At 37.2% G+C, this 12,896-nt stretch carries 9 protein-coding genes; 5 read left to right on the plus strand and 4 right to left on the minus strand.

What is annotated here, in order from left to right:
* The first annotated feature begins 84 nt into the window (after positions 1 to 84).
* Together BAMA_RS12330 and BAMA_RS12335 are read left to right on the plus strand one after the other, a co-directional pair.
* Positions 85 to 1,575, plus strand: coding sequence for a coproporphyrinogen III oxidase (locus tag BAMA_RS12330; RefSeq protein WP_034639445.1), 1,491 nt, complete (start codon positions 85 to 87; stop codon positions 1,573 to 1,575).
* Positions 1,576 to 1,860: 285 nt separating this feature from the next.
* Positions 1,861 to 3,417: a fatty acid--CoA ligase gene (locus tag BAMA_RS12335; RefSeq protein ID WP_034639447.1), complete on the plus strand. Its 1,557-nt coding sequence runs from the start codon at positions 1,861 to 1,863 to the stop codon at positions 3,415 to 3,417.
* A gap of 28 nt (positions 3,418 to 3,445) precedes the next feature.
* Here the strand turns inward: BAMA_RS12335 and BAMA_RS12340 are convergent, their stop codons facing one another.
* A complete protein-coding gene (locus BAMA_RS12340) occupies positions 3,446 to 3,907 on the minus strand; it encodes a hypothetical protein (protein ID WP_034639450.1) in 462 nt (153 codons plus the stop codon).
* Between the two features lie 383 nt (positions 3,908 to 4,290).
* On the opposite strand from BAMA_RS12340, the gene BAMA_RS12345 reads away from it, so the two are divergent.
* The gene (locus BAMA_RS12345) at positions 4,291 to 4,659 is read left to right on the plus strand and encodes a hypothetical protein (protein WP_034639452.1); all 369 of its coding nucleotides are present in this window, start codon (positions 4,291 to 4,293) and stop codon (positions 4,657 to 4,659) included.
* Positions 4,660 to 4,860: 201 nt separating this feature from the next.
* On the opposite strand, the gene BAMA_RS12350 is transcribed toward BAMA_RS12345, so the two are convergent.
* Positions 4,861 to 5,742: an accessory Sec system S-layer assembly protein gene (locus tag BAMA_RS12350; RefSeq protein ID WP_034639454.1), complete on the minus strand. Its 882-nt coding sequence runs from the start codon at positions 5,740 to 5,742 to the stop codon at positions 4,861 to 4,863.
* A 14-nt stretch (positions 5,743 to 5,756) separates the two neighbouring features.
* Positions 5,757 to 8,120: an accessory Sec system translocase SecA2 gene (gene secA2 / locus BAMA_RS12355; RefSeq protein WP_034639457.1), complete on the minus strand. Its 2,364-nt coding sequence runs from the start codon at positions 8,118 to 8,120 to the stop codon at positions 5,757 to 5,759.
* A 453-nt stretch (positions 8,121 to 8,573) separates the two neighbouring features.
* Here secA2 and BAMA_RS12360 point away from each other — a divergent pair, with 453 nt between their 5' ends.
* Both BAMA_RS12360 and csaB read left to right on the plus strand, forming a co-directional pair.
* Positions 8,574 to 10,112 carry a putative polysaccharide biosynthesis protein gene (locus BAMA_RS12360; RefSeq protein WP_034639461.1) on the plus strand — a complete coding sequence of 513 codons (1,539 nt, stop codon included), beginning with the start codon at positions 8,574 to 8,576 and terminating at the stop codon, positions 10,110 to 10,112.
* A gap of 216 nt (positions 10,113 to 10,328) precedes the next feature.
* Positions 10,329 to 11,417, plus strand: a complete 1,089-nt coding sequence (gene csaB / locus BAMA_RS12365) for a polysaccharide pyruvyl transferase CsaB (RefSeq protein WP_034639464.1) — start codon at positions 10,329 to 10,331, stop codon at positions 11,415 to 11,417.
* A gap of 47 nt (positions 11,418 to 11,464) precedes the next feature.
* Here the strand turns inward: csaB and BAMA_RS12370 are convergent, their stop codons facing one another.
* Positions 11,465 to 12,880, minus strand: coding sequence for a glycosyltransferase family 39 protein (locus BAMA_RS12370; RefSeq protein ID WP_034639466.1), 1,416 nt, complete (start codon positions 12,878 to 12,880; stop codon positions 11,465 to 11,467).
* Positions 12,881 to 12,896 lie beyond the last annotated feature (16 nt).

The raw sequence follows: 12,896 nt of genomic DNA on the forward strand, positions 1-12,896 counted from the left end.
TGTAATTGCGGGAAGTGTTTCCGTATTGACCAACGAACACCCTTCAAGTAAACTAAAAGGAGTTTGAAAATGAAAAGGTGATAATTGTTGTTAATTTCAATTAAGACATTACAAGATGATCGATTTTTACGTCCGCTTCAAAATATTAGCGGCTTATTTTTTGAGGAAAGTACGGTAGAGTTTGAGCAAAAAGATGCCAATCTAATTGTTGAGATACAAATAGAAGGAAACGTAACAGCGTCTGCTCGTTTAACAGATGTATCGACAGGAAAGACGTATGAAGAAACGTTTTCGAAAGATTTATCAGCATTTACAGTTGAGAAAGAGCGCATGAAGCAAGTGAAACACGTTGTTTCTTATGTATATCTTTCTGTACTTCAGCAGCTTACGGGTATTGAACAAAAGTGGGGCATTTTAACAGGAGTGCGTCCAACAAAACTTCTTCATAAAATGCTGCAAAACGGTATGTCAAAAGAAGACGCACATAAAGAACTGCGCGAAAGCTATTTAATTCATGAAGAGAAAATTGAATTATTGCAGCGTATCGTTGACTGCCAATTAGCGGTTGTACCGGACTTATACCGCTTAAAAGAGGAAGTAAGTATTTATATTGGAATTCCATTCTGCCCAACGAAATGTGCATATTGTACGTTCCCAGCTTATGCAATTAACGGCCGCCAAGGTTCTGTTGATTCATTCTTAGGTGGGTTACATTATGAAATTCGTGAAATTGGTAAATTCCTAAAAGAAAAAGGTATTAAAGTAACAACAATCTACTACGGCGGTGGTACACCAACAAGTATTACAGCTGAAGAGATGGATATGTTATATGAACAAATGTATGAAACGTTCCCTGATGTAACGAAAGTGCGCGAAGTAACGGTTGAAGCAGGGCGCCCAGATACAATTACACCAGCGAAGCTTGATGTGTTAAACAAATGGAACATTGACCGCATTAGTATTAACCCGCAGTCATACCATCAAGAAACATTAAAAGCAATCGGACGCCACCATACAGTAGAAGAAACAATTGAAAAGTACCACTTAGCACGTGAAATGGGTATGAATAACATTAACATGGACTTAATTATCGGTCTTCCTGGTGAAGGGTTAGATATCTTTAAGCACACGTTAGCAGAAACAGAAAAGTTAATGCCAGAATCATTAACAGTTCACACATTATCATTTAAACGCGCTTCTGAAATGACGCAAAATAAGCGTAAATATAAAGTAGCAGGCCGCGAAGAAATTACGGCGATGATGCATGAAGCAGAAGAGTGGACGAAGAAGCATGATTATCTTCCATATTATCTGTACCGCCAAAAGAACATTTTAGGTAACCTAGAAAACGTTGGTTACGCAATGCAAGGACAAGAAAGTATTTACAACATTGTCATTATGGAAGAAGTACAATCTATCATCGGTTTAGGATGCGGTGCGTCAAGTAAGTTCGTTCACCCACAGACAGGTGCGATCACTCACTTTGCGAATCCAAAAGATCCAAAATCGTACAACGACGGTTTCGTGAAATATACAGAAGACAAGCTAAAGATTTTAGAAGAATTATTTGTATAAGAAGTTACCCTTTATGGGTAGCTTCTTTTTTAGTTTGAGAGGTGATGATTTGGCCAAAATGATTGGTAATTCAGCCAAAACTGGAGAGAATTCGGTCAGAATGAAAGGGAATTCAGCCAAAACTAAATAGAATTCAGTCAAAATTGAAATAATCCGGCCAAAATGACATCCCGCTGTAAAACAATGTCGAGAATCATCAAAAAAAGAAGGTAAAAATGTAGAGGATATGTCTATTTATAGACGAAATGATACATTTATGAAAGTTAAAAGGGGGATGAAATCTGTATGTATATGACGATTGGTAGGATTTTTGATTTGGCTGTTCAAAAGTATCCCAAGAAAGAGGCATTAGTTGAACCGTTAAAAAACATTCGCTGGACATATGAAGAATGGGATAAAGAAATAAATAAAACAGCGAATATGCTTCGAGAAGAGGGGGTTCGTAAAGGCGATTGTGTATCAGTTTACTTATACAATTCACATGAATTTGTAAACGTTTACTTCGCTTGTATGAAAATCGGAGCAATTTTTAATCCGATTAACTTCCGTTTAAAAGCAAAGGAAGTTTCCTACATAGTACAAGATGCTTCTTCGAAAGTTGTTGTATTTGAAAAAGCTGTTGTGTCAGCAATTTCTACAATTGAGCGAGATTTCCCGCACGTATCCTTTCTATATATTGAAGATGATGTACCTTCCTATGCGACTTCTTACCATGAAAAAGTAAATGCTGCTTCCGATGAAAAAATTGAAATCGAAATCGATGAAATGGACTATTGCTCCATGCTGTATACGAGTGGTACGACTGGGCATCCAAAGGGCGTATTACACCGTCACCGTGACATGGCTGAGCACAGTATGATTTGTACATATTATTTAAAATATGACCGCGATAGCGTTGGGCTTGCGGTAGCTCCTTTATATCACTGCGGAGAGTTAAATGCTGGTATTCTTCCGCGCGTACAAGCTGGGGCGAAAAATGTCATTCTGCATCATTTTGATACGAAAGAAGTACTGCAAACAATTCAAGAAGAAAAAATTACGACATTTTTTGCAGCACCAACGATGTGGAATATGATGTTGCAAGAAGACTTATCAAAGTATGATCTAAAGTCGATGAGTATCGGTATTTACGGGGGCGCAGCGATGGCACCAGCACTTGTGAAAGAGTGTAAAGAGCGCCTTTATATCGACCTTGTCCAAATTTATGGGATGACAGAAATGGGGCCAGTTGTTGCCTTTTTAGTCGAGAAAGATCAGCTAACAAAAGCGGGTTCAGCTGGAACATTATGCTTTAGCCATGAAATTCGGATCGTAAAGCCAAGTGAAGATGGGCCAGCAGAACCGGATGATGTATTACCAGCTTATGAAGTTGGTGAAATTATTTTACGTGGTCCATGTATGATGGCTGGTTATCATAACCGAGAAGATGCAAATGCGAAGTCGATGTATAAAGGATGGTATCACTCTGGTGACCTTGGTTATTTAGACCGAGATGGCTATTTATATGTAGCGGACCGCGTTGATGATATGGTAATTAGCGGGGGCGTGAACATTTATCCGCGTGAAGTTGAAGATTTTCTCCATAGTCACGATGGTATTTTAGACGTTGCGGTACTTGGAGAACCAGATGAGCTTTGGGGTGAGCGCGTTGTTGCTGTTGTTGTAAAAAAAGATAAAGAGTTAACAGCGGAAGAGTTAGAAAGATATTGTAAAGAAAGTGATGAATTAGCTGACTACAAACGTCCACGTCATTACATTTTCGCTGATGAGTTGCCTCGTAATGCAAGCGGAAAGCTGCAAAAGTTTGTGTTACGTAAATCGTTGAAATCTGTAAAGAAATAAGAAAGAAAGCATAGCCGAGGCTATGCTTTTATTTTTTCGAAAATCCTTCTTCATCAAGGTAAGATGCAGCTTCACCGTAAGAGTTAAACGTACCATCTAAAAGAGAACCAGCGTACACATTCCACATATCTTCATCTTCTTCGATAAGTGTTAAAATGTGACCATCTGCGTTCTGCCATTCTTCCTCTAAGCCAGGTTCAGCAGTTTTTTCTTCTTCAGATAGAAAGGCAATTGATTTTTCGATAACAGTGCGTAGTTCGTCTGCTGAGAACTCACGAACGTTTACCATACCTTTATTGTCTGCGTTATAGCCATCCGTGTTGCCAACGTATACGAAGCCGTTTCCATTTGGATGTAAATGATATACAACGTTCTTCTTATCTAAGCGACTCTCTTCAAAGTGGAAGTTGACGCGCTTTAATGAAACGTCTTTTCGTTCTAATTGCGGGAAAGATTCAATAATCGTTAATTTTTCTTCAAAAGTTAGCATAATGCCTCCAAGTTCTGTTTGTTAAAAGTTCATTTGTTCATTATAACATAGTCATATGTATTGCCAAAGTTGTTGTGATAAAAGCCCGATTGGTCGGGCTAACAATTAGTGGGGATGGAGAAAACCCCACTGAGTGAAGTTTCGCTTTATTTGATTTCAATTATAAAATTGTTATATATTAGTATTATGTTTCAAAATATGTAAATCGTTTCTTTTTTAATTGTTTAATTACTATATTAATATTAAAGGTGAAAAGTTGACAATCATTATGTTAAACTTTATAGTAAATTTTTAGACTAGTAGTAAGCTACTATGTATAGATATACGAATTCATTGTTTCTTTCTGTATGAAGGAAGCAGCTGTAAGCTGGAGGGAGAAGTTGATGTACAAACAATTACCACATGGTGTAAAAGTTGGAATTACGCGTTCGATCGTTGTTTCCTTTGCGGAGTATATGGCAGAGATTGAATGGAATGAAGAGAAGTTTGACATGCAGCAGTTTGTTGAACAGTGGAAGCAATACATATACACAAAGTCGACATGGATTCAGAAAGTAGATGATGAGCTAAAACAACATCCAGATTTCCATCAAGCATTAGCGGTAAAAGTAAATGAAAAAATCCATGAAATTATCGCAGAGAAACCAACAGCAGAACAATTGCAACAATTACAAGGGCAAAATGTACATCATGCAGATTCATTTTGTAAGTTAGAAGCACAGTATCATATTGATCGTATTCAGGTGAAATAAATATTTACATATGACGAGAGATAGTATATTAACTGTCTCTTTTTTCGTATTTTTATAGAAAGGAGTTGTTTCAAAAGTGCCTAAGTACTTTTGAAACAACTCTTTTGTTATATAAAAAAGAAGAATCGCTGAATCTGAAATAAGAAAGGCTATAAAAAAGAGCTTTTGCACTGTCTTCAGACGGTACAAAAGCTCTTTCTTTTAGTTTTGTGGAATTACAACTTTCCAAGTAGATAAATCAATTGCTTCTTTCGTAACGAACGAAGCTGGGAACATGAATGACCACGGTTTTGTTGTATTTGCTTTTACTTCAAAGTCAGCTAATGTGAAGGCACCTTGGGCGATTGTGTCTCCAGAAGCATCAATGACGTGAAGCGGAAGTTGTTCTAGTTTCACATTTTGTGTACTACCGTTACGAATTAAAATGGTAACGTGTAAGTTTCCGTCTGCTTGCTTCATAGCTTGTAGGCCCGTGAAGTTAATTTCCTCTTCTTTTAAAGGAGGTAAGTCATTAATAATCTTTTCTAAAGCCGCTTTTTTCTCTTCTGATAGCTGAGCTTCCCAAGTAGGATGTAAATCTAGCTTATGCTCTGTTTTTAACTCAAAAGCAAGCTGCCAGTCTGTTTCTGAAAGCGTTGCACCTGTTGTTGTATTCTCTTCAAATACAAACGTCCACGGCATGTTTACGTTTGCTGGAATATTACCAAGTTCAGAAAGGTCAAATGTTTTACGAGCACATACTTCACCATCTTTATTTAATAGAAGTAACGTCGTTTTTTCAAACGCGATTTCTTTTTGAATGCTATTTCTTAAAAACGCTGTTACGTAATATGTACCATCTTCTATTTTCGTTTCAATACCAGATAAAGAGATTTGGTTTTCTTGTAAACTTGGTAACTCTTTATGTAAAAACTGATAAATATATTTTTGTTCAATATCTACTTGTCCCCATCTAGGATGAAAATGAAGGGACAACTTTACTTCTTTTGTTTGTTCTGCTGCACTGTCTTGACCAAATAATTCAGCGCCAGAAACAGCTGTATCTTTTCCTTTTTTTGTTGCTTTTTTTAAAAATGATAGCATGATAGGTCACCTCATTATACGTTTTGTGGTACAGTTACGTATCTCGTAATGAAGAGACACATATCTTTTTCGAATTTCCCATATGTATAGCGGAAAATATCAAGCCCTTCTTTTTGGTAAATACGAGTAGGGTCTTCTTGTTGGTATTGACGTAAGCCGATACCTTCTTTTAAATGGTTCATCGCTTCTAAATGTTGTAACCAGTTTTGATCGATATAATGCAGACCCATTTGGCGTAGCACGAGCTGAAGTTCTGCATTCTCTTCTAGTAGGCGAATTTTTTCAATATAAGATGCAATTGCTTCTTTTAATACAGGTTGCACATCCTCTAGAGAGTGGATGTTATTTGCAGATAGAACTGGCAATGTTTCAACTTGAAGAACAGCTTGTAATTCCTTTTGCATTGCGGCAAAATCCCATTCTTCAGGAAGCATACCTTCTTGAACATATTTCTTTGCGATATGTTCAATTGTATGTTCAACCATTGGGATAATGATCTCAATCATATTTGTGTCTTCTTGTAACAGTTTATCTCGCAATGTATAAATGACGTTACGCTGATCGTTAATGACATCGTCTAGTTTTAAATGGAATTCGCGCATAGAGAAATGACCGCCTTCGCAAATTAATTGCGTACGGTTTACGAAATCATGAATTTTTGCCGTTGTAATAAGGCCTGTTTCATCTGCTTGAATAGATTTCATTAATTTCTCTACTTCTTCTTCTGCAAAGCGCTGGAACATTTCATCTTCTAATGAAATGAAGAATTGGGAGCTTCCTGGATCACCTTGGCGACCAGCGCGTCCTTTTAACTGATTATCAACGCGTCGTGATTCATGACGCTCTGTTCCAATTACGTGTAATCCACCAATTTCATGAACACCTTCGCCAAGCAAAATGTCTGTACCGCGTCCAGCCATATTTGTTGCGATTGTAATTTGTCCTTTTTGACCAGCTAACGAAATAAGTTCAACTTCTTGTTCTACGCTTTTTGCGTTAAGTAGTTGATAGGACAGCCCGGCTTCATCTAAATACTTTGCAGCTTTTTCTGATTGTAAAATAGATGTTGTTCCAATTAATACAGGCTGACCTGTTTTGTGACGTTTTTGTACTTCAGCGCGCACTGCTTTATATTTTGCATCAGCTGTCATGAAGACAAGGTCTTTCATATCATCACGAATAACAGGGCGGTTTGTTGGAATTGGTACAACCTGCATTCCGTATACTTGATTAAATTCCTTTTCTTCTGTTTTTGCTGTACCTGTCATACCGGATAGGGCAGGGTACATACGGAAGAAGTTTTGAATTGTAATCGACGCTTGCGTCTGGTTCTCTTCTGTAACTTCAATACCTTCTTTTGCTTCAAGTGCTTGATGTAAGCCATCGCTTAACGAACGGCCTTCCATAACGCGACCTGTGAAAATATCAACGAGCATAATTTTATTATCTTTTACGATATAATCTACATCTAACTGGAACGCTACATGAGCTCGCAGTGCTTGAATCATATAATGATATAATGTTTGATGTTCTAAATCATATAAGTTATCAATATCAAACATCGTTTCAATCTTCGTAATCCCATCATCGGTAAAGTTTGAAGATTTTGTCTCTGCATCGTATATGTAATGAGCTTCTTCTTTAAATGAAGTAATGAATTTTGCACATAAACTATGAAGCTGAGAACTGCTCGATTTCTTACCAGCAATAATAAGCGGTGTTTTCGCTTCATCAATGAGTACGCTATCAATTTCATCAATGATTGCAAAGTGGTATGGGCGTTGAACTTTAGCAGATTGCGAAGCTTCCATATTATCACGTAAATAATCAAAGCCAAATTCTGTTCCAATACCGTATGTAATATGAGCTTCATATGCATTTTTCTTTTCTTCTGGGCTAATCATTGGAACGTTTAATCCAACTGTTAATCCAAGAAACTCATGAACTTGTCCAATTAATTCTTTATCACGCTTTGCTAAATAGTCGTTCACTGTAATAACGTGAACGCCTTTTCCTTCAAGGGCACGTACATATGTTGGTAATGAAGAAACGAGTGTTTTCCCTTCACCAGTTGGCATTTCTGCAATATTACCTTCTAGTAAAACAAGTCCACCAATAAGCTGCACGTCATAGTGACGTAAGCCTAACACGCGTTTTGCTGCTTCACGAACGACAGCGAAAGCTTCGATCTTTATATCGTGAACCGTTTTTCCGTTTTGTAACATATCTTGGAACGTTGTAGTCTTTTGACGCAATTGTTCATCTGATAATGCTTCCATTGTTGGTTCTAATTCATTTATTTGAATGACAAGCTGCTCATATTTTTTTAGCTTACGTTTTTGGGGATCTCCTAATATTTTGCGAAACGATTTCAGCATACTATCTTACACTCCTCTTACTGACAATAGCTTCATTATAGCATATGTTTATTCGGAAAAAAGAGGAAGTAAGAAATAAAAAGTGTATATACAAATATATGTATTTTAAGATTTAGGAGTGTTGATTTTTATATAAAATCGTGACCCTCTTTAGGGCGGATGTTTTTATAAAATAATGAAGAGAATGTAAGCCGAATGATAGAAAAGAGTGTTTTAGTTTATAAAGAAACGACGGAAAGAGTACCAAACGTATAAGAAATTTGATATGATATTTGAATGGGACGAAATATGTTCCTGTTTAAATAATATATAAAAATTGCATGGTATAAATGAGAAAATCTTTTCTTTTTCAAAAAAGAAAAGAAAGACTGGTAACATTCAGTGCTTTTGACATGCGATGTTAGGCTCACGAAAGAGTGTAGTGATAAGTGATATAAGAAAGAGAAGAAGAGAATGAATAACAAGTTAGTAAAAGGTGCAGCAATTTTAACGATTACGACCTTTTTATCAAAGCTGTTAGGTAGTTTCTTTCAAATTCCACTGCAAAATATTGCAGGTGATGAAGTGCTTGGTATTTTTCGCCTTGTGTTTCCGGTGTATATGTTAGCGTTAACGTTGTCTGTGGCAGGTATTCCGCTTGCGATGTCAAAGTTAACGGCTGAGTTACATACGAAAAATGACCGAGATGGAATTGCAAAATTATTTACATCCGCTTCCATACTTGGCATTTTGTTTGGAGTATGCGGATTTTTCGTTATTGCGCTAGGTTCTAACTTCATTGCGATAATGCTTGGCGGAGAGGATACGAGACTTGCACTTCTTGTTACGTCGTTTGCTTTACTATTTGTACCATACATGGCAGTATATCGCGGGTATTTCCAAGGATTTGGCGATATGATACCAACGGGAATTTCGCAAGTGATTGAGCAGTTCGTTCGCGTATGTATTATGCTTACAGCTGCGTATGTACTCGTACAATCTCAGCAAAGTAATGATGTGATAGCTGGTGGAGCGATGATTGGTTCGTTTGTTGGAGTCATAAGCTCTCTTATTTATTTACAATGGATATATCGAAAGAGTCCATACCGCTATAAGACAGCTTCTTATACATTTGCTGACTTTCAGAAAAATGCGAAGCGTATATTGAAGATATCCATTCCAATTGCAATTGGTGCATTAGCGATGCCGCTATTGAATTTAATTGACTCTGTAACGGTTCCGCACGCACTAGATGAAGCAGCGAATGTGATGCAAGAACAATTCGGAATTTATAGCCGTGGATTTGCATTTACACAATTAGTTGTTGTATTTGCGAGCGCAATTATTTTTCCGCTTATTCCAGCATTAGCAGCTGCTTTAGCGAAGAAAGAAATAACAATTGCTTCACAAATGGTCGAGCGTACAAATAAGCTTGCAAATGTTATTACGATTCCAATTACAATATGGCTCGTTGCATTAACAGTGCCCCTTAATGTTGCACTATTTACAGATACAAAAGGGAGCGGGATGTTAGCGATCATTATTGGAAGTTCGTATTTTACATCCTATATGCTATTATCGGTAGGGATTTTACAGGGCATTAATCGTTCGGCAGTAGCAGCGTGGATTGTTGTATTTGCGAGTGCTTTAAAAGTATGTTTAAATATCGTACTTGTGAAGAAATTTGGTATAGAAGGTGCAGCATACAGCACATTGCTTATTTATTTACTAATTAGTATGGTGAATCAGCAATATATTCGAAAATGTGTCCCGTATGCTGTGAAAATAAAAGAATTTATATGTATTGTTGTTGTCTCAACTGTTATTGGATGTATGATATATGGAGGGACGATGTTACTAGACGTCACGAGTTCTCGTATCATCGCGCTACTATATAGCGGCTTTGCTTGTATAATAGCTTCTATATTATATATCCCATTTGTTTTGAAATTACAGTGGATTGCAAAAGAAGATATGAAACAAATTCCGTTTCTTCGTAAATGGGCGAAATAAAGAAATAACTCTGGATTCGTAATGTATCCGAAATCTGTGAGAGAGGCATGAGCGAGGATGCCCTTGCGCAGTGAATTAAGCTCTTGTAAGCAAAATAGAATGTGATGTCAAAGGGTAAAGGTTTTCTTTTTAGTAGGAAACCTGTAAAATGTAGAATTGGTAGTAGTTTGCTTGCGTATAAAAGAGTTGATTGCGAAATGTTGGAGGAGATCAAGAGTGCGGTTAGTTTTATCAGGATATTATGGTTTTTATAACGTTGGGGACGAAGCGATTTTGCAATCAATCATTAAAGCATTGCATGAAGAGGATCCAACTCTTGAGCTTGTTGTACTTTCAAATGACCCTGATTATACAAGGAAAATGTACGGTGTAGAAGCAGTAAACCGTTGGAATATAAAAGAAATTTATAAAGCGATTAAAGAAAGCGATGGGCTTATTAGCGGAGGCGGTAGCTTGCTGCAAGATAAAACGAGTATAAAAAGTATTTTATACTACACTGCAGTGATGCGCATCGCCCGCTTATTAAAGAAGCCATATTATATTTACGCTCAAGGAATTGGGCCAATTACGAGAACGTTTAACCGAATGCTTGTGAAATGGCATTTATCAAAAGCAGCATACGTATCTGTTCGTGATGAAGATTCGTTTTTATATTTAAAAAATATGGGAATGAAAAAGGACATTGTCCTCGTGCCAGATCCAGTGTTAGCTTGTAAGCAGGAAGTAACGTCCAATTGGTTAAAAAAGCAGGCGATTAACGGGAGAGTTGTTGCTGTTAGTGTGCGTTACTGGGATGCAAAAGAAGACTATATGAAAAAGTTAGCGGAAACGTTAAAAAAGCTAAAGCGAGAAGGGTACCATATTTTATTTGTCCCAATGCACGGTCCATTTGACCAAAGTGCATCGCGTGATGTCATTAATTTAATGGGAGAAGAAGCGCATATGCTTCCATATCAAATGGACCTTGATGAAAAAATAGCGATTTTATCACAGTGCTCGCTTTTAGTTGGTATGCGTTTGCACGCGCTTATATTAACGGCTGTTGCAAATACGCCAATGATCGGCATTTCGTACGATCCAAAAATCGATTCCTTCTTGCAACAAGTGAATCAGCCGATGATTGGAAGTGTTGATGGCGATTGGACTTCAGAGACGCTATACAATATGGCGAAGAAACAATTGCAGCAAAAAGAACAAGTTGAGCGTGCACTTGAGCACCGCGTTGATGAACTACGTTTGCAAATATCAAAAGCGTCGGAAGAGATTATTGAGGATTTGAAAAAGAACAACCTACAGAAGAAGTAGGTTGTTCTTTTTTTATCCCGCATTAACGGGCTGAGTGAAGTTTTACTTTATGATTTTGCTTTCTTTTTACCTAATTGTGCAATGAGATAAATTCCGTAACCTTGCAGAATAATGAAGGTCGGCATAATAAAGTAGCGATACCTTGTTTGTATTTCGATTAATAGATGAACAGCGACATACCCAAGAATTAATAATAGGAAAAAGAGCAGGTATTCATTTTTCCGTTCTTTTATGAGTGCGAGTAGCGCGATGACTGCGAACAATATAATAGAAAGATACATGATCTTTTCAACAATCCAAAATGCATCTTTTACTTTTGGTACATCATACCCTTCAAATCCCCAGTAAATAGAAGCATCATAATCGCCCCACATTAATTTCAGCTTGTCTTTCAATAAAATAAGTAGTTGTTTCTTATCTTCAGTTCGCTCAGCGATGAGTTCTTTTTCCACAGCGAAACGTTCTTCACCAACTTCATATTGGTTGACAAGTTCATAATCAGGAACAGAGAAGCCACCAGTCGTTTCATGGTTAAAACCAAGAACAAATTTCCAATACGGATCGCGGTTAGAAAGTGGGTATTGTGTAATGCCCGCTGCAATAAGTGAATAGCTAAAGACATAATTTACAATATAAAAGACGCCGATAATCCCAACTAATTTTGCAAATATCGTCTTTTTCTTTACTTGCTTCTTGCCAAGCATATAAGCAATGATTGCAAAAATGATAAGAGCGAGTAAGATGACGCTGCCGAGTGGTCTCATAATATTTCCGAGTGATAGTAGTATACCGACGAAAATCCATGCGTACGAATGGGAAAGACCTTTTGCTACAAACAATGCGAAAGCAGCGTAAAATAAAAATGTCGCTAAGTGCTGGTTTGTAAGCACAGATGTCATTACGATGTTTGGTACATAAATCGCAAACATAAGAGCCGCGATTCTCCCGCTCCATTCATTAAATAACTTTGAACCAATACTATAGATGAAGAAGGTAATCCCTGTACAATAGAGAACGTTCAAAAACTTAATCATGAACGTACCTTCTCCAAATAAGGAAATGACACCCGCTTGATACGTTGTAAAGCCTAGTTGATATACCCAAGTTGTAAAGTATGGGATTGTAATAAATTCATAGGTTCCACGAGCGATATCGAGTGCCCCAAGATACATTCTTTCAAAATCTTGAATCGGAGTTGTTTGTATCGTTAAAATCCAAGCGAGCCGTACTCCAAATGCAAGTAAAATGATGATTATCATATTTTGCTTATTTGTGAAACGACGATTCATCCATCGGCTCACGAATATAGTCGCAAGTATAGCTGGGATGAAACCAAGTAGAATAAAGGTTGAATATCCTTCGGTGTTAAGTGCAGATTGCCATGCGTAAAATAACGTGATCGCAAAAAATAAGAGTGTTAATATGTAAAGTGCTTGCGATGCAAACGTATATAATTTATTCACTGCTTTTCCTCCGTCT

Origin of the sequence: Bacillus manliponensis (assembly GCF_000712595.1) — a bacterium.
Taxonomy (GTDB): domain Bacteria; phylum Bacillota; class Bacilli; order Bacillales; family Bacillaceae_G; genus Bacillus_A; species Bacillus_A manliponensis.